This window comes from Amycolatopsis sp. NPDC058278 (assembly GCF_042881395.1).
Taxonomy (GTDB): domain Bacteria; phylum Actinomycetota; class Actinomycetes; order Mycobacteriales; family Pseudonocardiaceae; genus Amycolatopsis.
The window spans coordinates 17,720-38,306 of sequence record NZ_JBHVXZ010000043.1 but is presented as its reverse complement, the minus strand read 5'-3'; the positions used below and the strand labels follow the sequence as shown (position 1 = coordinate 38,306).

14 protein-coding genes are annotated in these 20,587 nt (G+C 69.4%); 5 read left to right on the top strand and 9 right to left on the bottom strand.

Annotated features, from left to right (window positions below; genetic code table 11):
* Positions 1-28: 28 nt before the first annotated feature.
* From ACFVYA_RS22925 to ACFVYA_RS22915, 3 genes are all read right to left on the bottom strand, one after another.
* A complete protein-coding gene (locus tag ACFVYA_RS22925) occupies positions 29-625 on the bottom strand; it encodes a hypothetical protein (RefSeq protein ID WP_387047730.1) in 597 nt (198 codons plus the stop codon).
* Positions 622-7,095: an RHS repeat-associated core domain-containing protein gene (locus tag ACFVYA_RS22920; protein ID WP_387047791.1), complete on the bottom strand. Its 6,474-nt coding sequence runs from the start codon at positions 7,093-7,095 to the stop codon at positions 622-624. The genes ACFVYA_RS22925 and ACFVYA_RS22920 overlap by 4 nt, the downstream gene beginning before the upstream one ends.
* A gap of 720 nt (positions 7,096-7,815) precedes the next feature.
* Positions 7,816-8,574 (bottom strand): hypothetical protein, encoded by a 759-nt coding sequence (locus tag ACFVYA_RS22915; protein ID WP_387047728.1) that lies wholly within the window; start codon positions 8,572-8,574, stop codon positions 7,816-7,818.
* Between the two features lie 621 nt (positions 8,575-9,195).
* On the opposite strand from ACFVYA_RS22915, the gene ACFVYA_RS22910 reads away from it, so the two are divergent.
* Positions 9,196-9,666, top strand: coding sequence for a PPOX class F420-dependent oxidoreductase (locus ACFVYA_RS22910; RefSeq protein ID WP_387047726.1), 471 nt, complete (start codon positions 9,196-9,198; stop codon positions 9,664-9,666).
* 347 nt (positions 9,667-10,013) lie between these two features.
* Positions 10,014-10,202, top strand: a complete 189-nt coding sequence (locus tag ACFVYA_RS22905) for a hypothetical protein (RefSeq protein ID WP_285990832.1) — start codon at positions 10,014-10,016, stop codon at positions 10,200-10,202.
* Positions 10,203-10,217: 15 nt separating this feature from the next.
* Here ACFVYA_RS22905 and ACFVYA_RS22900 read toward each other — a convergent pair whose 3' ends face one another.
* From ACFVYA_RS22900 to ACFVYA_RS22885, 4 genes are all read right to left on the bottom strand, one after another.
* On the bottom strand, positions 10,218-11,126 hold the full coding sequence (locus ACFVYA_RS22900; RefSeq protein WP_387047724.1) for an ABC transporter substrate-binding protein: 909 nt from the start codon (positions 11,124-11,126) through the stop codon (positions 10,218-10,220).
* Between the two features lie 12 nt (positions 11,127-11,138).
* The gene (locus ACFVYA_RS22895; RefSeq protein ID WP_387047722.1) at positions 11,139-11,894 is read right to left on the bottom strand and encodes an SDR family NAD(P)-dependent oxidoreductase; all 756 of its coding nucleotides are present in this window, start codon (positions 11,892-11,894) and stop codon (positions 11,139-11,141) included.
* Positions 11,891-12,067: a hypothetical protein gene (locus tag ACFVYA_RS22890; protein ID WP_387047720.1), complete on the bottom strand. Its 177-nt coding sequence runs from the start codon at positions 12,065-12,067 to the stop codon at positions 11,891-11,893. The genes ACFVYA_RS22895 and ACFVYA_RS22890 overlap by 4 nt, the downstream gene beginning before the upstream one ends.
* Before the next feature lie 197 nt (positions 12,068-12,264).
* The gene (locus ACFVYA_RS22885; protein ID WP_387047718.1) at positions 12,265-13,182 is read right to left on the bottom strand and encodes an NADP-dependent oxidoreductase; all 918 of its coding nucleotides are present in this window, start codon (positions 13,180-13,182) and stop codon (positions 12,265-12,267) included.
* Between the two features lie 364 nt (positions 13,183-13,546).
* On the opposite strand from ACFVYA_RS22885, the gene ACFVYA_RS22880 reads away from it, so the two are divergent.
* The 3 genes from ACFVYA_RS22880 (at position 13,547) to ACFVYA_RS22870 (ending at position 18,330) form a co-directional block, all read left to right on the top strand.
* A complete protein-coding gene (locus tag ACFVYA_RS22880) occupies positions 13,547-15,661 on the top strand; it encodes a tetratricopeptide repeat protein (RefSeq protein WP_387047717.1) in 2,115 nt (704 codons plus the stop codon).
* Positions 15,662-15,956: 295 nt separating this feature from the next.
* Positions 15,957-16,895, top strand: a complete 939-nt coding sequence (locus ACFVYA_RS22875; RefSeq protein ID WP_387047715.1) for an NADP-dependent oxidoreductase — start codon at positions 15,957-15,959, stop codon at positions 16,893-16,895.
* A 994-nt stretch (positions 16,896-17,889) separates the two neighbouring features.
* Positions 17,890-18,330 carry a hypothetical protein gene (locus ACFVYA_RS22870; protein WP_387047714.1) on the top strand — a complete coding sequence of 147 codons (441 nt, stop codon included), beginning with the start codon at positions 17,890-17,892 and terminating at the stop codon, positions 18,328-18,330.
* A 270-nt stretch (positions 18,331-18,600) separates the two neighbouring features.
* Here the strand turns inward: ACFVYA_RS22870 and ACFVYA_RS22865 are convergent, their stop codons facing one another.
* Both ACFVYA_RS22865 and ACFVYA_RS22860 read right to left on the bottom strand, forming a co-directional pair.
* Complete coding sequence (locus ACFVYA_RS22865) at positions 18,601-18,780, bottom strand: hypothetical protein (protein WP_387047713.1); 180 nt, start codon at positions 18,778-18,780, stop codon at positions 18,601-18,603.
* 99 nt (positions 18,781-18,879) lie between these two features.
* On the bottom strand, positions 18,880-20,277 hold the full coding sequence (locus tag ACFVYA_RS22860; RefSeq protein WP_387047712.1) for a non-reducing end alpha-L-arabinofuranosidase family hydrolase: 1,398 nt from the start codon (positions 20,275-20,277) through the stop codon (positions 18,880-18,882).
* Between the last annotated feature and the right edge of the window lie 310 nt (positions 20,278-20,587).

Here is a 20,587-nt window from a genome sequence, read left to right as displayed (position 1 = left end):
GGCTTGCCGAGTTGTTCCTCCGAACGGTTCACCGCCCCAACACGCGCTCGCGATCCTTGATCAGCCAATCCACAGTGACCGTGCGACCGGTGAAGCAGTCGTGGAACGACTCCGTCACGGGGTCCAGTTCGACGCTCGCGTCCAAGACGCTCGCCGTCGCCGTTTCGTACTCCCGGCGTGCGCCGGCGTCGTCTCCGGCCGCGTGCAGTGCCCAGGCCAGCCTCTGGTGGTTCAACACCCAAGCCGGCTCCGCCGACACCGAGAGCCGCAGCAGGGCGATGTCGGGCGGCAGCTTCGGGTCCAGCCGGCGGCGTGCCTGGTCGAGCAGCATCGGCGCCGCACCCAGCTCCTCGCCTCGGTCGATCACCTCGGCAAGCATGGCCGCCGCCTCGGCGATGTTCTCGTCGAGGAGCCAGTAGTGCAGGCAGACGTAGCTGTGCAGCAGCACAGCGCGCGGGTGGCCGGGCTCGCGGGCCAGCACGTCCAGCGCGAGCCGGTCCGCCTCCTCGTCGTCCCGCAGCGGCAACAACGACAGCTGCGCCAGGTCCAGTGCCGCCGAGGTGTTCGCGGGGTCGGCCCGGAGGAGGTCTTCCAGCCGGGCCGCTTCCCGTTCACCCGAGGTCATGGGGTGTAAGCCGTTGAGATCTTGAAGACGCCGTCCATCATCCTGCCCCTGATGTGCACCAAGTGTCCGTTCACCATACGCTCGATCTCGTTTCCCTTGCCGTAGATGCCGTCCGGCACGTCACCGATGCTGTCGATCATGTCGGTCATCGCCTGGTCCTCGCTGCCGCAGCTGTCGACCAACGGCCCCAGCTTGTGGTCGTTGCGCTTCGGCCGGAACACGTGGTCCATGTTTTCCGGCTGATGCGCGTGGTCCTGTGACTGCTGCTGTTTGGACGGACCGGCGTCTCCGTCACCCGAATCATCGAAGTCCCAGTGCGGCCCGGAACCGCCGGAGGTCACCATCGCCGCGCCCGCCGCCGCCGACACCGCACCGATCCCGAACATGGTCATGCCCGCGCCCGCCGACACGGCCCCGGCCCCGGCCAGCGCCAGGCCACCGCACGGCTCCAGCACGGCGCAGCCGACCGCCGCCGCGGCGATGCCGGCGACCATCAACCCCTCGCCGAGGCAGCTCCAGAAGCTGCACTTGCCGGTGGGGTCGGTGTAGTTGACCGGGTTGTCGCCGGCGTAGGCGTACGGCGCCCGGGTGGTGTCGACCATCGGATCCAGCGTCAGGAACAGCGCCGTCGCGGGGTCGTAGTAGCGGGCTCGCAGGTACACCAGACCCGACTCGGCGTCGGTGTACTGGCCGGTGTAGCGCAGCGGGGTGGCGACGCTGCCGGTCGCCGTGACCGTTCCGTACGGACTGTAGGAGTAGGTCGCGGCCACCGCGCCGGCCGAGTCGAGCAGCCCGATGGTGGAGCCGACCTGGTCGTGCACGAACCAGAAACTCGCGGCGCCGATCTGCTCGATGGGCAGCCCACCCGGCCCGTACAGGTAGCTGTTCACGCCGTCGGACAGGAGATTCTGCGTCGGGGCGCTGTCCCACACGAAGGTCGTCGTGGCGCCACCGACGGTCTTGCTGGTCCGCATCCCGTCGCCGTTGTAGGCGTAGGCGGCGGAGTTCGCCCCGGTGTACGACGTGAGCTGGCCGGCCTGGTTGTAGCCGTACGTCGTGGTACCGGCCTTGGTCCGCTCCCCCAGCACGTCGAACGTGTCGCCGGTGAGCTGGCCGGCCGCGTCGAAGGTCTGGGTCGTCCCGCCGACGGTGACCGGGTTGTTGGCGGCGTCGTAGGCGAACCCGGTCGACCCGGCCGAGGTGAGCTGCTCCCGCGGTGAGTAGCCGAAGTTCTGCGTCACCCCTGAGACCGTGCGGGACGAGGCCTGGCCGGCCGGGTCCCGCCCGTAGCTCGCCGACAGTGCCGGACCGGCCGTGGTCCCGGTCAGCAGGTCGTTGTCGTCATAGGAGTTCGTGACGGTGACGCCGTCCGGGTAGGCGGTGCTCGCGACCTGGCCGTCCGGGCTGTAGCCGAAGGTGGTCGTGTTGCCGTTCCAGTCGGTGACGGTCTTCAGCCGCTCGGCGTCGTCGAACGTCCGGGCCACCGGCGTGGTGTGGCCGGGATAGGTGATCGACGTCTGGTTGCCCGCACTGTCGTAGCCGAACGACACGCTCGCGCCGGAGCCCTGCGTCTGCGCCACGATCTCGCCGAAGGTGTCGTACGCCCAGGTCGACTTACCGGTGCCGTCGGTCATGGACAGCCGCTGCCCGGCCTGGTCATAGGTGTACCCGATGTTCGGCGTCACGCCGTCGGAGAAGGTCTCCGAGGTGGGCCGGCCGGCGTCGTCGTAGCCGAAGCCGGTACTGCGACCGGCGGCGTCGGTCACCGAGGAGATCCGGCCTGCCGCGTCCAGATGCGTTGTGCTGGCCCGGTTGTCGGGGTCGGTGCGCACGGTGCGGCGCCCCTGGCCGTCGTAGCCGTAGCCGGTCTTGCCGCCGAGGCCGTCGGTGAAGCCGGAAACGGTGCCGTCGGGGTTGTAGTCGGCGACCTGCGTGGTGTTGTCGGCCTGGGTGACCTTCACCAGCTGGCCGGCCGGGTCGTAGGCGTAGCCGGTGACCCGGCCGTTGCCGTCCGTTGTGGACGTCTTGTTCCCGTCGGCGTCATAGGTCGCCGAGGTCACGTGCCCGAGCGGGTCGGTGGTCTTGGTGACCGAGCCGAACCGGTCCCGGTCGAAGGTGGTGGTCTTGCCGCTCGCCTGCGTGACCGAGGTCGTCCAGCCGGTGGCGGTGTTGTAGCCGTACTGGGTCTTGTCGCCGGCCGGGTCGGTGACGGTCGCCTGGTCACCGAAGGCGTCGTAGGTCAAGGTCGTGGTCTTGCCGTTGGCGTCCACGGACCGGGTCAGGTCGGCCGGGTGCGCTGCGTCGTCGAAGAACGACTGCGCGGTGCGGGTCGGCGCGGGCCCGAAGTTGCCGGTGGTGGACTCGACGACGTTGTTGGCCTGGGTAACGGTGGTGGAGGCCGGCTGCAGCGTGTTCGGGTCGTAGGTGGTGACCGTGGCGACGCCGTTGGGGTCGATCGTCTCGACCAGGTCGTCATTGGTGTCGTAGGCGAAGTTGGTGGTGGACCCGAGCCCGTTCGACGCCGACGTCTTGTTGCCGTGGTCGTCGTAGGTGAACGTCCGGGTCTTGCCGTCGGGGTCGGTGGCCGTGGTCACGCCCAGCGTCACCGGGTCGTAGGTGTAGCTGCTGGTGCCCGCGTCGGCCGTGCCGTAGCCCTTGGTCTCCGAGACCAGCAGGCCGTTCTGGTAGGTGTCCAGTGTCTGGTGGCCGGCCGGGTCGGTGACCAGCACCTGGCCCCCGGACTGGTAGCCGAAGGTGGTGGTGTGGCCGTTCGGGTCGGTCTGGCCGGTGACGCGCTCGGCGCTGTCGTAGACCATCGACGTGACCGCGCCCGCCGCACCACCGTAGTTCCCGGGCGAGCGCATGGCGGTCATCAGGTGCGCGGAGTTGTAGCTGTACTGGGAATGCCCGCCGCCCACGTCGATGACGTCGGTGAGGTCGCCGTTGGTGTCGTAGGAATACGAGACCGTGCGTCCGGCGGTGTCGGCCAGACCGGTGACATGACCACCGGTCCAGGTCAGCGTGTACTTGCGGCCGGCCGGGTCGGTGACGGTCGACAGGTGGCCGCCGCCGTCGTAGGCCAGGCTGGTCTGGTACGGCGGATTCGCCTTGCTGCCGGCGAGGTCCGTCTCCGCGGTGAGCCGGCCACCGGCGGCGTCGAAGGTGAAGATCTCCTTGCCGCGCCTGGTGTAGACGTAGCTGGAGCCGCTCTTCGCCAGCACGGCGTCGAAGCGCGGGACGGCCGTCGTGTACGTACCGGACGAGTCGACGAAGGCGACCTGGGAGCCGTCCTCCTGCGTGATCGTCACGTTGCCGTTCGCGGCCGTGGTCGCGTTGAGGTTGTACGAGTCCGTCCAGCCGCGGCCGAAGGGCCCGTCGACGGCGAGAGATCCGTTGGGGCCGTTGGGATCGGCGATGCCCTCGGCGTAGCTGCGGGTGAAGCTGAGCGGCATGCCGCGACCCGGTGTCGTCAGGTCGGTGAACTCCTGGCCGAAGTAGCCGGTGGACGTGTCGACCGGGTCACCCGCGGTCCGTCGCGCGCAGCCACAGGCGATGAACGCCGGGTTGGATCCTCGTGGGGCGTCGATGACGCCCACCGGGCCGCCGATCGGCTGGCCCGGCGTACCGCCCTGCGGCACGAACGCGACGGCGTCGAAGGCCACGTCGAAGTCGGAGTAGCCGAACCCGCCCTGGTCGACCGAACTGCCGTTGTTGGTCAGGGTGACGTTGCCGCCGTTCTGCATGGCGAACGTGCCGATGGTGACCCACTGCTCGGAGTTCCACGCCTGGTTGACCCGGATCTTCCACGGGGAGACCCCGCCGCCGGGGTTGATGTTGTAGACGACGTTGGTCGCCTGGGCGCCGAGGCCGGGCAGGTGCAGTTTGACCTTGTAGTACTGCAGCGACGGCAGGTTCGGGGTCCACACGCCGGTGTTGATGAGCGCCGGGTTCGAGCCGTTCTCGGTGTGGGTGAACAGGACGCGGCCGCCGAGGCCGGTGCCGAGCTGGTGGGTGTCGATCGCGCCGATCGGATCACCGGCCGAGTCGGTGCCGTAGGTGTAGGTGAACGTGCCGTTGTCCGACCAGTTCGCCGATCCGCAGCCCTGCAGGTTGAGCCGATTCGGCTCGTCGTCGACGATGATCGACCCGCTGGGCACCTTCGAGGTGTCCTGGCTGCACGTCGGCGGGTTCTGCGAGGGGTTCGCCGGTTCGGACCCGCCCGACACCGCGTACGGGCTCGTCGCGCACGTCGTGGCGCAGGTGGGGATCCAGGTCACCGGGTTGTGCCACCAGCACTGGAAGTCGTCGAGCATGCAGTGGCTGGCGCCGGGGTTGGACGTGTTGGTGGCGTTGGGGTCGCACTGGTTGGCCGCCGGGGAGCACATCGCGGTGTACGGCGCGGGCTGCACCCAGTGCCGGCCGCCGTTGTAGGTCGGCTTCGGGTAGGCCGGGCTGCCGTAGCGGATCAGCGGGCTCGCCGTCCAGCCGAGCACGCGTTCCTGGTACGGCCAGCTCGCCGGGTGGGCCGCGTCGGCGTAGGTGTCCTGCAGGTACGGGTCGCGGTTGGGCGGGTAGTCGAGGTTGGCCGGGTTGTTGGTCCAGCCCAGGCCCCAGGTGCCGTGCGGGCCGGTGCAGGACGGGCCGGGGGTGCAGCCGGTGGTGTTGCCGTTGGCCGCGTTCGGCTGGATGCCGGAGTTGTACGCCCAGGCCGCGAAGTACCAGTTCTCCAGGTACCGCGGGTCAGCGTTGTTCGCCGTGATGCCGTCCGCGTAGAGCTGGTTCCAGGTGCTCTCCAGGATCTGCAGGCCCGCGGCGATGTTCTCCTGGTAGTCGACCGCGACCTTCCACTGGCCGTGCTCGGAGAGGGAGTGGTCGCCGATGTGCATGCCGTCGGTGACCTGGCTGATCCCGTAGCCGCAGTCGGAAGCGGCGTAGTTGATCGAGACGATGTCGCCGCCGGCGCCGTAGTAACTGGCGATCAGCGGGTCGCCCGCGGTGCCGGCCGGCGCGTGCCAGGAAGCCTGGGACCAGTTCGATTCCTGGGCCATGATGCCCTCGAAGATCGACCGCGGCACGGTGTTCGTGCCCCCGGCCGGGTGCGAGAGCGGGATCAGCGGGAAGTCGCTGTTGGGTGCGTACCCGACGAGTCCCATGTTCGCGAAGTTCGCCGGGCGCGTGTACGCGCTGCCGGTCAGCAGGCCCTGCTCGGCCAGCTGCACCGCCCAGTTGACCTGCGCCGGATTCGGCTGCATGACCTGGCGGTTGGCGTTCAGCGGCGGCACTGCGCACTTCGGCGACTGCGCCTGTGTGGTGTTCGGCGCGGCTCCGGCCGCCGGAGCTGCGTCGGCTTTCGGGCTCAGGCGGTCCGCGTGCGGTGACTGCGCCGTGCTTCCCGGAGCCGCCGAGTACGTGGGCACCGCCGTGGCGGCCCGGCCGGAGCTCGGCGGGACGGCCGGCGAGAAGACTTTGCCCGTCTTCGTCGCCAGCACGGCGGATGTGGTTTTCTGCCCGTCGGCGTCCGGCCCGAGCAGCGCGTCACCGTCGAGCGATGCCGCCGAGGCCCCGCGGGCGAGACCGGTGTCCCCGACCGCCGTGATGCCGGCCGCGGCCAGCACCCCCGGATCGGCCGCCGGTGTGGCGCCGGAAAGGATGGCGTGCCCGGCGCGGCCCTGGGACAGCTGCACGCGGGTGAGGTCACCGGTGCCGAGGGTCGTGACGGCACCGGCGTGCTCGTGGGCCGCGGTCGCGACCTTGGTGCCGGGTGCGGTGTGCAGGAAGCTCACGCCGCCGTCGGCCGAGGGGCGAACGTCGTACACCGCACCGGCGACGGATGCGATGACGGCCGGGCTACCCATCGCGGGCACGGAAACCAGACGGTTGCCCGCAGCACCGACGATGCCGGTCCGGGTGGGCACGGCCGAGGTGATCTGCCCGGACGCGGTGACCGAGCCGGTGATCTTCCCCGCTGCGAGGTCCGCGTTCAGCAGCTTGGTCTTCTGGTCGATCGCGACGGTGAACACGGCGACGTCCCCGGCCCCACAGCCGGGCGAGTAGTACTTCAGGCCGACACCGCCGGCGAGAGCGTGCACCGTGCCGGAGGCGAGGTCGACGGAGTAGGCGAAGGCGCCGTGGTCGCGGGCGTCTTGGATGTTCACCGCCGAAGCGGGCAGGATCGCCAGCGCGGCGAACCGGCCGTCGCCGGAAAGGCATTGGTAGCCGGTCCAGGAGGAGTCGTCGAAACCGGCGGGATGGAGCAGCGCGACTTCACGCCAGGCGAACCCGCTGCTCTCCCGGCCGACTTCGAGGTGGTAGCCCTGCGCGTCCCCCCATCCGTCGACGGCGATGTCCGCGGAGTTCGCGGCGTTCGAACCGAAGTCGGCCGGTTTCGCCGCCGCGGCGGGACCAGGCCTCGCGGCGGCCGACGCCATTGCCTGCACGGGCGAAACCACGCCGGCCGTCAGGGCGACCACGCTCAAGAAAAGGGTGAGAACTCGGGCAAATCGGAGCGAAAGCAAGGTAACGGATCTTTTGCGCGCGCCGACGAACAAACCGGGCATAGGAACCTTCCCCCAGGCAGCCTGCAAGAGGCGCTCAAGTCAGCTTTGCCCGGGAATCCGGAGCCGCAGACAAAATCTAACGTGCCTCGACGCTGCGCCAATCAGCCGTTGGAGTGAAGTTTTCTCGACGGATTCAAAACACGTGATTCGCGTACATTAATTTACCTTTACCTTTTGTGTGGTCGACAGCACCTGTCCGACGGGCCGGGCACGCACCCAGGAGCGGGTCGACGAGAGAAAGCCGCAGCTGCGGATCACCCTCACCCGCGGCATCCCGCACGACGTCCAACCAAGAAACAGTACAAAGTGGAGTATTCTCGCAGGAGACCACAACCCCGCTGTCCGACCACGCGACCTGTGGCGCCCTGGGCGGGTCTCGCCACCTGGGCCACGGCCGTTCCGCTCGCCCGCGCCCTGCTGCTGCGTGATACCCGAGGCAGTCGGGTGCCTGCGGACTTCACCCGCCGGTTGCGGGGAATCCGGTCACTGCACCGTCAACTGCCAGTCCAGGACAAGGGCGATTTCGTGGACGGATGGTTCCACCGCCGAGCAGTGTCACCGGCTGACCGAGCGCACCGGCCAAGCTGGCGACTCTCGATTTGAACTCAAGACAATTCGCCCCACAGCAAGCCGCTACTCAGCATACGGCGAGGGGAATCCCGCTTCGACGAACAGTCCCGCCTTCTCGAACGGCGCGAGCGCGGCCCCGACATCGACCGGCGTCCCCAGGTAGAGGTAGAAGTCGTACCCGACGTGGACGTAGGCCCGGTCGCCGTCCTCCAAGCGGCACCAGAACCCGGCCTCGCGCAGCAGCGCCCGGCAAATCTCCATCGCCTCGGACAGCGTGAGCCAGCGCCCCTCCGTGAGCGAATCAGGGGCGTCGCCGTGGTCCTCGAGCCCGCACACCCGCAGCCGCTCGACGCCCGCCGCCTCGAGCCCGGTGCGCACGGCTTCCAGGTACAGCCCCTCGACCCGCTCGTACTCCTCGCGGGTCAGCTCGACTCCGTCGAACGTCTTCCCGATGTCCGAGATCGACGTCCACTCGTCCCTCGTGTACGCCCCGCCCGGCCCGCCGCAGAACCGCGGCCGCGCGGGACGACGCGGCGCGGCCGGCGGCTTGGGCACGGGCGGCGGCGCGGAGTCCTCTTCGTCCGTCTCGTACAGCCGGCGGTGCGACTCCGGCGGCAGCGGCGGCTCCGGCTCTTCCTCCGGCGCGTCCGGGAAGTTCCGCTCGGCGGTCTCCGCGAGGTGCCGGGCCGTGTCGTCGTCGCCGACGGTCTCGGCGAGGATCTCGCGCATCTTGTCCGGGTACAGCGACTGGGCCTTGCGGATCGCCTTCATCACGTTCGCCGCGATCTCGTCCGGGCTCATCGAGCGAACACCGTCAGTCATCCCGATCGCGGTCGGCAAACCGTTGTGCCCGACCGTGACGCTCACCGCGCCCCCGCCACCGTCCCGGTGAGCGAGATCTGCTCCACCTCCGCCTGCATTGCCTGGTAGCTCTGCGACTTCGCCGCCGCGTCCCGCTCCCAGTCGTCAACCATCCGTTCGATGTCCGGCAAGCCCGCCATCGCACCCCCTGCGTGCTCCCCGCGTACCGACGCTGCCGCCCCTTCCGTGGTTCCCTCACCGGCGCAAGTTCCGCGCAGGCCCGCCTTCACCCGTAGTGACCTACGTGTGGTCGTCGTGGACGTCGCCCACACCGCTGCGGGTCGATCACGCTGCAGTAATGGGCCTATGAGCGGCTGTGCGGCCATTCGGGTCGAGGCGTAGGGGTCTCTCGGCGGTGGTCCCAGCCCGGGTAGAAGCCTGGACGAGGTCTTCGGCATCGCCGATCGAGCCGGGCATCCGGTAGCAGCGGGCGAACAGCTCCCTCCGGTAGGGCGCGGTCGCCGCCTCGAACTGGTCGATCCTCGCGTCACGCATGGCCCATCGCATGTCGACCCGCCCTCCCGCCGAAAAGAATCGCGGTCCGGCCGATTCTTTTCCGGTGGCGGCCGAGTCAATATGTGCATGACCGAACACTCCTTCGTCGATCCCCTGCTGAACGGCCGTCCACCTGCGGCGGCGCGGCAGACCGCCGCCCGGATCCTCTCCGGGCCCCACCTGTCGGTCCTCTCGACCACCAACCCGGACGGCTCACCCCAGGCCTCGGTGATCTTCGTGAAGCCCGACGGCGACGACCTGCTGTTCAGCACGATCGCGGGTCGCCGCAAGACCCGCAACATGCAGCGGGATCCGCGGGTGAGCCTGCTGGTCCACGGCTTGCCCGCGGACGGAGGGGAGTTCACCTACGCCGCCATCTCCGGCGTCGTCGAACTGACCGACGACCCGGACGGCGCCTTCCACCAGGTGATGTACGACCTGCACATGGGCGGCGCGACCGTGCCGCCCGAACCCGGCGCGCAGAGGCTGATCGTCCGGCTCCGGCCCACGCACACCTACGCCCCACCCGCCTACGACGCGGCGTCCGAGGAGCATTGAGCGTCGCTGAAGGGCCCCTTCTTCTCATCACATGCGATGAAGGCGCCCTTCAGCGCCCGTGAGCAGACCCGGCAGCCGGAGGAAGATTGGTGGAGCGGACGCAGCGCCATGGCCGGCGATCATGCCCTGCCCCTCGAACGCGCCTGTCGCCGCAGGTCAGCTGCGTGGGCCAGCCGGCGATTGCGTGGCGGATCGGTTTCCTCGCGAGTCATCCGGTGCCGGGCGCGGCAGCGCTCGGGCGGTTCACGCGAGCCGTGCCAGGTCGTAGAGTTGCATGGTCTTGGCCGGTGGCGGCCAGCAGGGCCACACCGCGGACACTCCACGACACCGTCCCGAAACGAGGCCCGATGACCGTTCTCACGAAGGCCGAAGCACTCCGGGTACTCCGCCGTGCCTACGGGCCCGACCGAGCCGAGTCCCTGGCCGCGCGGCTACCCGACCGGATCGACCTGGACAGCGACGCGGACACGAGGATGCTGGCCGAACTCGGAGTGACCCGGGACGGCCTCTTCGACGCGCTCGGTGCCGAACTGTAAGTGTGGGCCGGCACGTCACCCGCCCGGCGTCGAGGACCGGCTCGAGCCGGCCGCAGTGGTCGTGGTGCGGTAGAACTCGGTCCCGGCAAGGGTGGCGGGAACCGCGAGTTCGGTGGCGACCGCGGTGATAGCGGCGTGGGCGACGGCGAAGTCGACGTGGCCGTCGGTGGTGAAGTGCGGGGCGATGAACGCCTCGTAGTGGGCCCGGGCTTCGGCGGCGGTGTGCCCGCCGAGGAACGACTGGATGTAGCGCACCGTGGTGCCGGGGTCGTCGTGGAGCACCCGCAGGGCGCGGCGGTGGGCGCGGACGACCGCCTGGACGCCGGGGTCGTCGGGCCGCAGGTGGGTCGGGTCGACGGCCACGCCCACGGTCGGGATCCGGAAGTGGTCGCCCACCCAGGCCAGGACCCGCCAGCCCTGCTCGGCGGCGACCGCCTCCGGCGCCATGGTGCTGCCGACGAAGGCGGCGTCGATGGATCCGTCGCGCAGGTGACGCAGATCCATGCCGTAGTCGCCGGGCGCCCGGACCACGCACTCGACGTCGCGATCGGGATCGAGGCCCGCCCGGCGCAGCACGATGCGCGCGAAGCACCCCGGCGCCGTGCGGGGCGCGTGCACCGCGAGCCGCCGGCCGGCCAGGTCGGTCAGGTCGGTCAGGTCGGCGCGGGCGAGGAACCAGAACAGCGGGGCGTGGGTGTTGACGGTGAGGGCGACCCACGGGGTGCCACCGGTCAGCCGGGACAGCAGCACGCGGCCGAGCCCGATGGTGGCGCCGCGGCGGAGCCGCTCCTCGCTCCAGTCGCAGCCGTCGCGCAGGGCGACGTGGACCCCTTCGGCGGCGTAGAAGTCCTCTTGGTCGGCGATGTAGGCGACGAGCTCCTCGTGCAGGCCCCGCCCGACGTAGGCGAGATCGACGGTGTGCATGAGCGTTTCTCCTCAGTACATCGACATTCCGCCGTTGACCGGGGCGGTGGTGCCCGTCATGTGGGCGCTGTCCTCGCCGGCGTAGAAGGCCACCACGCGGGCGACGTCCTCCGGGCGGGCCAGGCGACCCAGCGGGGTCGCGGCGATCTGCCGCCGCTTCTGCTCCTCGTCGAGGACGCGCGAGATCCGGGTTTCGGCCACCGGGCCGGGCTCGACGACGTTGACCGTGATGCCCGCGGGCCCCAGTTCCTGGGCGAGGTACCGGGCGAACTGCGTCAGCGCGGCCTTCGCCGTGCCGAGGGCGATCATGTCCGCGCGAGGCTGGCGGCTCAGGCCGGTGCCGAGGTAGATCAGCCGTCCCCAGCCCTGTCCGGTCATGGTCGGCACGACGGCTTTGGTCACCACGAACGCGGCCCGCATCTCGTCGTCGAGTTTGCCGCCCAGTTCTTCCCACGTCATGTCCCGGAACGGCTTGATCGCGTACGGCGTCAGGGCATTGTGCACCAGGACGTCGATGTCGCCCCAGGCCGCCGCGACGCGATCGACCATGGTCCGGACCGCCGCCGCGTCGCGCACGTCGGCCTGGACGGCCATCGCCTGGCCACCCGCCGCCTGGATCCCGGCCACGACCTCCTCGGCGGCCTGGCTGCTGTGCAGGTAGTCGACCACCACCCGCATTCCGCGCGCGGCGAGCAGCCGCGCCGTCGCCGCGCCGATCCCGCTGCTGGCCCCGGTCACCAACGCCACCCGGCCGGTTCCTTCGGTCACAGGTCCGCCTCCTTGCCGTTTCCGGGGCGATCCGCCCCGGCGGAGCCCGGATCGGGCGGCAGCCGCGAGTTCGGCAGCCACTCGACGGCGCCGCGGGTGAGCTCCCCCGGCAGTCCGCGCTGGTGCCCGTCCGGGAACAGCTCATCGAGGCGCCGGAAGAAGACCCTCGTCAACTGGCACTTCCCCGTGCCGGCGCAGCATGGCGCCGCCCCGCCCGGTGGCGCCGATCCGGTCCGGCTCGGCACCGGCCATGTTCTCGGCCGCGGCCACCATTGTGCGCTCCGCCGCCCAGAACCGACAGTCCGGTGGTCGACCCGGCCGGAAAGCGGCGCCGGCAACTCGTCGCCGACCAGCGGGTTCGGGCTCCCGGTCAGGGACGCACGCGGATGACGGTCTTGCCCTTGCGTCGCTCGGTCGGGTTCAGTGCGGGGACGGCGTCGTCGAGGGTCGCGACGGTGCCGATGTGCGTGCGGAGGCGCCCGTCCCGCACCCGGTCGACGATCTCCACCAGCTGGCCCGGAACGGACTCGACGACGAAGTCGATCGCGAGACTGTCGACCGGGCGAGCCTCGACGGGCCCGACCACCGACACCAGCGTCCCGCCGGGCCGGATGATGCTCGCCGAGCGCCGTTGGATGTCGCCACCGATGACGTCGAAGACCAGGTCGACCCCGCCGATGTCGCCGAGGTCGTCGTGGTCGAGGTCGAGGAACTCGTTCGCGCCGAAATCGAGCGCCGCCTGGCGGTCCGACGCCCGCCCGGTGCCGATGACGTAGGCGCCGAACTCCCGGGCCAGCTGCGTCACCACCGACCCGACCGCGCCGGCGGCGCCGTGGGCGAGGACGCTCTGCCCCGCCCGGACACGACCGTGCTGGAACAGGCCCTGCCACGCGGTCAGGCCGGAGATCGGCAGGCTCGCCCCCACCGTGAAGTCCACGTTGCCCGGCAGCGGCGCCAGGTTGCGTGCCTCCACGGCCGCGGACTCGGCCAGGGTGCCGTCGCGGTGCCAGTCGGTGATCCCGAACACCCGCTGGCCCAGCGAGAGACCCGTCGTGCCGTAGCCGAGCGAGGAGACCACGCCGGCGAACTCGTGGCCGATGATCGCCGGGGCTCGATCGTGCCCGGAGCGGTCGACCCACGTCGAGGGCCACTCCCACCCGGCCGGGACGAAGCCCGACGCACGGACTTCAACGACGACGTCGTTGATCGCCGGTGTCGGCTCGGGCCGGTCCGCGAGGGTGATCCCGGCTGCTTCCGCGGCCTGGGCCGTCGCGACGATTGCCTTCATGGGTGCCTCCGTGCATCTGGCTGTTTTGGGCTTGCCCGCCCATTAATGTCGACCCGAGCCCGCATCGTCGAGCACGCCGCGGAGTTGATCTACACCAAGGGTGCCCACGCGACGAATCATCAAGACCGACCTCGCCGTCCACACCGAACTGGCGAACGCGATCACGTGCAGACCTTCGCGGGGAGGGGAAATTTCCGGCAATGATTCGATATGGAACACGCTAAAGCGCCGTTGACGGGTCGTCCATTCAGGCCACTCGGATGCCGTATGGTTTTTCCTGCCGCAAAGGCGGCGTTTTGCCCGGGAGCAGGTGCGCCCGAACGGAGGCATCCAGCGGTCACCACCGCCGCTAGTATCGACCGCCGTGAGCGAGTCCCGGGGCGGCAACCGAGTCGATGGCGTGGTTGCCGGCGCGGTCGTGCAGACTCGGGCGGTCAACGGGGACATATATCTGCACCAAGCCGCGCCGTCCTGTGAAATGGTTCCCCGGCAGATTCCGCCGCGTGCTGATCACTTCGTCGGGCGCAGCGGCGAGCTCGGCGCCTTGGACGGACTGCTGGATACCGGCGACGGTGGAGTTCATTCCTGCGTCGTCAACGGCATGCCCGGGGTCGGTAAATCCGCGTTGACCTTTCACTGGGCACTTTTGCGGTCCGAGCACTTCCCCGACGGGCAGCTTTACGTCGATCTCCGCGGAGCCGACCCGTCGGCGTCGCCGATGTTGCCCGGCGAGGCACTTCGCGGCTTCGTCGACGCTCTCGGCCTCAGCCCCGATTCCTGGCCGGGCGACCTGCCGAGACAGAGTGCCCTGTTCCGCAGCCTCACCGCGGGTCGGCGGTTGCTCGTCGTCCTGGACAACGCCAGTGACAGCCGGCAGGTCGAGCCACTGCTGCCAGGCGGCTCGGCGTGCCGGGTCGTGGTGACCAGCCGCCGCCTCCTCACGAACCTCGTGGCCCGGTTCGGTGCACGGCGGGTGGCGCTCGAACCTCTGTCGTGGGATGAGGCAAGTGACATGCTCACCCGCATGGTCGGCGCCGAGCGCACGGCCGCCGAGCCCGCGGCGGTCGCGCGGTTCATCGACTACGCCGACCGGTTACCGCTGGCCGTCGCAATCCTCGGGGGGAGACTCGCTGAGGAGAGGTTGTCGCTGAGTGCGTTGTCCGAGCAGCTGTGCGCGCATCCTTCGTGCTTGGACGGGCTGGAAACCGGTGAACCAGGACTGGGAGTGAGGGCGGTGTTCTCCTGGTCGTACCGGGCGTTGACGCCCACGGCGGCGGCGGTCTTCCGGATGACGAGCCTGCACCCGGGGGCGGACTTCACCTCACGTTCGGCCGCCGCGTTGTCCGGCGTCGACCTCGCGGCGACCTGCCTCGCGTTGACCGAGCTGGTACGCGCACACCTCGTCGAGAAACTGTCCCCCGACCGGTACCGCATGCACGACCTCCTTCGGCGATACGCCCGAGAGCTGACTGCGGTGGCCGCGAAGGCCGGCGAAGCCGCTCTCGTGGGCTTGGCCGATTACTACCTGCACGCGGCCTGCGCGGCGAACGAACACCTGGGCTCGCCGTGGGACTCGTTACCGCTCGCGCCGCCACGCGCCCCCGAGCTCGCCGAGCGGTTCACGAGTTCCGGGGAGGCGCTGGCGTGGCTGGACGCCGAACGTGCCGGCATCCTCGCCACGACATCGATGCAGAACGGGATTCCGGACTCCTACGTGTGGCGGTTGGCCACGACCCTCGTCACCTATCTCGACCGGCTAGGACACCGGCTCGACCTCCTGCAGTCGCAGCGATCGGCATTGCTCGCCGCACTGAGTACGGGCGACGGCTGGGCCATCGCGATGACGCAGCGCCTGCTCGGCCGGGCACACATCCGCCTCGGGCAATTCGAGGAAGCCGTCGAACAGCTCCGCCCGGCGTTGGCGTACTTCGAGAACTCCGGCGATCGCGCCGGACAAGCCCACACCTGCTACGCCCTCAGTTACATCGCGGTAGTCCGGGGACACCGCGACGAGGGGCTCGAACTGGCACGGCGGAGCCTTGACCTTGCGGAAGGGTGCGGACGCCGGGTGTGGCTGGCGAAGGCAACGGGCAACCTCGGCTGGTGGCACCTGGAGTTCGGCGAGCCGGACCAGGCCCTCGCCCTCATCCGCCGGGCGCTGGACCAGTTCCGCACACTTCGGACGGAACCTGACGGCGAAGCCCACACCCTCGAATGCCTGGGACGCGTGTACGCCGAACTGGAACTGCCCGACCTCGCCCTCAATTCCTATGCCGAAGCGTTGCAGAATCGGCGCCGCCACGGCAGCTTCTTCTGGCAGGTCCGGACTCATCGGCTGATCGCGGATATCCAACGCGTCATCGGCGACCGGACTGCCGAGCGAGAAGCCCTCGAGGAGGCACTGCGGATCCTGGTGCGGCTGAGCGATCCGGAAGCGGACGCCATCCGGGATCGGCTTGCCGAGCTGGAAGCAGCGTAGGAGAACCCGCCGGCAGTCAGCCGACTGACGGACCAGCGGTCCACTGCCGTCCCAGCCGGATTCGTGCGCTGTCGCGGCTCCGCCGAGCAGGACGGCGGGGCGAACAGCAGATCGTCGAGGACAGCGCGGTGACCGGGGACGACCTCCGCGAGCACGGCACGTCCCTGCCCGGTGATGGGCATGCCTCGAGCCTTTCAGTGCTTCCAACTTGAAGCACTTGCTTCTGATTCGAAGCGGTGCTACGGTGGCCCCAGTTGCTTCGACTTCGAAGCACATCGCCGAAGGGGAAGACACCATGAAGGCAGTACGGTTCCACGAAACAGGCGGCCCGGAGGTTCTGCGCTACGAAGACGCCGACCGGCCGGTCCCCGGCGCGGGTGAGGTGCTCGTCCAGGTCGCCGGGTCGGCGTTCAACCCGGCCGATGGCGGCATCCGCGCCGGCTTCCTGCCGATTCCGGTGACGCTGCCGCACGTTCCGGGCTACGACGTCTCCGGCACGATCGACACCCTCGGCGACGGGGTGGACGGTCTCACGGTGGGCGAGAACGTCGTCGGGTTCATCCCCATGACCGCTGACGGCTCGGCAGCGCAGTACGTCGTCGCCCCGGCCAGCGCACTGGTGAAGGCTCCGGTGCGCATCCCGCTTGCCGATGCTGCCGGGCTGCCGTCGGTCGGGCTCACCGCCTCACAAGCACTCTTCGAGGCCGGCGAACTCAAGGCCGGTCAGCGGGTGCTGATCAACGGTGCCGGCGGTCCGGTGGGCGGGTACGCCGTGCAGCTGGCCAAGCGCGCAGGTGCGTACGTCATCGCCACCGCGAGCCCGCGCAGCAGCGAAACCGTGAAGGCGGCCGGCGCGGACGAGATCATCGACCACACCGCCACCTCCGTGCTCGATGCGGTGACCGAGCCCGTCGATGTGCTGCTCAACCTGGCCCCGGTCAGCCCGGACGGGTTCGCCGCCCTCGCCACCCGGGTCCGCGACGGCGGAGTGGTCGTCTCCACGACACCGACCGTGACAACGCCCGAGGACAAGGAGCGAAACGTGCGCGCGGCCACGGTCTTCGTCCACCCCGACGCCGACGTGCTCTCCCACCTCGTCGCCCTCATCGACAGCGGCGACCTCCACGTCGAGATCGCACGGCGCGTGCCGCTGAGCGAGCTGCCCGCGATCCACCAGCAGGCCGCCGCGGGAGAGATCCACGGCAAGGTGGTGGCCGTCCCACCCGCGGGCTGACCACCCGTCGCGGCCGGGCAGTTCTCGTTGCGGCGATCACGCAATCATGGACAGAGCCGCTTGTTTGACAGACCCGCGGGTGACGAAAGAATGCGTCGGCGGAAGGTGGCCAGGTGACGGCGCAATCAGCCTGTTAGTGCCCGTATGCTGGGGCGATGGAGCGGGACAACGGGCCGCGGAGTGATCGTGGGGACTCCTGGGGGCTGAGCCGGGCGGAGTTGGCTCGCGAACTGGCGCGCGTGGGGGCCGTGGCACTGCGGACGACGGCGTGCGGCCTGGTTTGGATGCCAGCTCTTTTATTCTTGCTTTTTTTATACGGCATTGATGACAGTGATGCTCCTGGGAATACCGAGACAGGTATCTTCGTTTTCTGTCTGATTGCGGTGTCGTTGTGTTTCACACCGGGGGCGGTATTATGGTGGATGCGCTACGAGTCGGTCCGCCGCACCGGCTGGCGAGCTGCGACGGTCACGGCGGTGATCGTGGTGGAACCGGGAGGTTGCCTCGCGGCTTTCTCTCGCGCGGGGGCGGATCCGGGTAGAAAGCTCGACTACGTCGTCCAATACCGCGACGGCGGTGGTGCTCGGCTGCGAGGTGGTGCCAGCTTGTGGCACCACCCTCCGCTTTCGGCCTTCGACCGCGGGCAACCTGCGTGGGTCGGTGGCTTGGGCCGCTCGAACGTTGTCCTGTTCGCCAGCAGTCGCTGGGGCCCCCGCCGTCCGCGTGCTGTACCCGCGACGTTCATTGCCGCTCTTCCCGCACCCTCCCAGTAGCCGAAGGTTCTGACCTTGACGGGCACAGCGGAGCAGCGGCCGGCGGCTGGAGTCCATTTAGGACATGCTGGTGTTCAGCGAGCGGCAAGGACCCACGAACTTCCGGAGACGACCGACGAGCCGCTCGGCCCGGACCAGTACCGGTACGTCGGCACCCACGCCTGGTGGACGGCGATGTTCGGCGGCCCCGGGAAGCGGTACGCCTACCTGGCCGGGGACCGGTGCCCGGCTCGTGGCAGACGCCGAACACCGAGTTCCTGGCCGGAGTCACCCGCGACCCGCGGCTGCTCTACGAACGGCTGCGGCGGGACAGCCCGGAGCGAAGCGGCTACCACGGCCCGTTCACCTACGCGGCCGACGTGCTCCGCAGCGGACTGGTGCCCCCGGACCTGCGAGCCGCGCTGTACGGCGCCCTGCTGCTCGCCCCGGGGGTGACGTTCGTCCGGGAGAGCGCCGACGTCCGCGGCGAGCCTGCCGCCGCCTTTGTGCTGGAACCGCCCGGCCGGCGGGAGGAGCTGTTCGTCGACCCGCTGACCGGCCGGTTCCGCGGTGAGCGGAGCACGCTGACCGAACCCGCCGACGGCATGGCCGCCGGCACCGTCACCAAGTCGACCGCGGTGCGGTCGGCGGTGGCCGAGGCGCTCGGGGCCCCGCCGCGGTGAGCCCGGCGGCGGTCAGTTGTGCCAGACCCGCATCGACCACACGTTGTCACCGGCGGCCACGACGGACAGCCCGGCCACGGCCAGGAACCTTGAAGGCCGACCAGCCGCCACCCTGCCGCCAGTCGGCGATCAACCGGAGCAGCCGGTGGGCGACGGACGAGTCGAACCACGGCCGCCCGGCGTGCACCGCCCGGATGGCGCGGAGTATTTCGTCGATCGGGCCGTCCCTGACCACGAAACCGCGAACGCCCGCCTCCACCGCCTCCTGGATCAGGCACGAGGAGGGCACTCGGGAACCAGCAGGACGACACGATCCGCCAGCGGTGCATCCAACCCGACCGGCAGACCTTCGACGCTTTCCGCCAGCGCGGAATCGGCGACCACCACGTCCGGGTTCACGGCGACGATTTCGACGTCACCGTCGAGAAGCGCGTTGAAACCGGCCGACAATGGTCTCGCCGATCTTCGGGCCGATGCACTTCACTCCGACCGGATCCAGCTGGACCCGGTCGGAGTGAAGTGTGGCCAACGAATTGCGGGCGCAGAACACTAACGCTGCAGTGTCAGCACGCCCGGCCGGTACGGCAGGATGCCGTAGTCCATGCCGTCGGTGCCGGGGTCGCGCCCCTGGTAGAGGAACTGCAGGTTGCACGGGTCGATGGTCTTGGTCTGGTCGGGGTTGGTGCGCACCAGGTCGCCGTGGCTGATGTCGTTGGTCCACGTGGCGCCGCTGTTGGCCTTGCCGGCGAAGGGGTTGCTCTGGGTGTCGGCCTGCGGTGTCCACGTGCCGTCCAGGCTGGTGGCGGTGAACGAACGGAAGAAGCGGCCGCGCCAGTCCTCCGCCTCGACGATCATGAGGTACTGGTTCTGGCCCTGGACCTTGTAGACCTCCGGCGCCTCGAACAGGTTGGCCTCCGCGTCGTGCATGACCTCCGTGTACGACGAACCGAAGCTGCTCGGGAAGTTCCTGATGGGCATGCTGGACCGGTAGATGTTGCCCTTGTCGTTGGCGAAGAACATGTACATGTTCGTGTCGTCGCCGATCAGGGTCACGTCGAGGGGACCCCCGATCGGGAGGGTGCCCGAGAACAGCTCCTCCTGCGCGGACCAGCCGTTGGGGTTGGTGGGGTCGCTCGAGGTGCGGTAGGAGAAAACGTTTGGCCAACCGCCCATGTAGGCGAGCACCCAGATGTTCTTCGGGGCGAAGTAGAACAGCGTCGGCGCGAAGCCGTCGAAGGGAATCGTGTTCTGGGTGGCGGTGGCCATGTCGGACCAGTTCGTGAAGGGGCTGAAGCTCATCAATCCCCAGCGCCCATTCTGACCGGCGACGGTGTCGTGCGTCGTGGCGTAGACGACGTGCTGTCCGTTGTAGACGACGCTGGTGAAGTCCTTGAGCGAGGCCCACCCCGCCTTCGGGGTTGCCAGCGGACCGGTCGATGACCAGCGGTACGTCGTCGGCAGAGCGCAGGTGCCGGTGCCCCCGTCGACGCGGATGAGTTGCCACTGCTGGTTGCTGCCGCCCCAGTCGCTGTACTGCACGACGTTGCCACCGTCGTTGGTCGCCGCGTTCTGCACCTCGACCGCCTTGCCGCTGTTGCGGTTGATCAGCCGGACGTAGCCGCTGTCGGAGTCAGCCAGCCGGAACTGCTGGTTGGCGCCGTTGCCGTCGGTCCACTGGTGGATAGCCGCGCCGTCGGCCGTCGACCAGCTGGACACGTCGATCACCTTGCCCGAGTGCCGCGCCTTGATCCGGTAGTAACCGCCGCCGGAATCCACGAACTGGAACTGCTGGTTGTTGCCGTTGGTGCAGGTCCACTGGACGACGTCGGCGCCGTCGGCGGTGGAGGAGTTGAAAACGTCGATGGCCTTGCCACTGTTGCGGTTCACCAGCACGTACCAGGCGGCGGTGTCCACAGTGGCGGCCGCCGCCGACGTGGGGACCCCCATGAGCAGCCCACCTGCGATCACGACAGCTATCGCAGCAGCCAAACTCGACCGCCACCGACGGCGCCACCTCGCGGTCCGCCCCGACCCAACCGACATGAGCATCTGTCCTTTCAGGAGGGTTCCGCATCGGTGCGGGTCCGATCACCCGCGCACGTATAGCTTGGTGTTAGCGCTAACATTTTCGGGGACGATCCGAGCAGAAATCTGAGGGGGTATAGGTGTCAGGTAGCCGACGGCGGTGTGACTGAACGCACCATTGGACTCTGAACGATCACGTCGGCCGCGTCAAGATGTAACGGGAAGGTTTTCG

Bases quoted from the DNA above. Each gene is read 5' to 3' on its own strand.
- ACFVYA_RS22925 (WP_387047730.1), bottom strand. From the start codon at position 625: ATGACCTCGGGTGAACGGGAAGCGGCCCGGCTGGAAGACCTCCTCCGG.
- ACFVYA_RS22915 (WP_387047728.1), bottom strand. From the start codon at position 8,574: ATGACTGACGGTGTTCGCTCGATGAGCCCGGACGAGATCGCGGCGAAC.
- ACFVYA_RS22910 (WP_387047726.1), top strand. From the start codon at position 9,196: ATGACCGAACACTCCTTCGTCGATCCCCTGCTGAACGGCCGTCCACCT.
- ACFVYA_RS22905 (WP_285990832.1), top strand. From the start codon at position 10,014: ATGACCGTTCTCACGAAGGCCGAAGCACTCCGGGTACTCCGCCGTGCC.
- ACFVYA_RS22900 (WP_387047724.1), bottom strand. From the start codon at position 11,126: ATGCACACCGTCGATCTCGCCTACGTCGGGCGGGGCCTGCACGAGGAG.
- ACFVYA_RS22885 (WP_387047718.1), bottom strand. From the start codon at position 13,182: ATGAAGGCAATCGTCGCGACGGCCCAGGCCGCGGAAGCAGCCGGGATC.
- ACFVYA_RS22875 (WP_387047715.1), top strand. From the start codon at position 15,957: ATGAAGGCAGTACGGTTCCACGAAACAGGCGGCCCGGAGGTTCTGCGC.
- ACFVYA_RS22860 (WP_387047712.1), bottom strand. From the start codon at position 20,277: ATGGGGGTCCCCACGTCGGCGGCGGCCGCCACTGTGGACACCGCCGCC.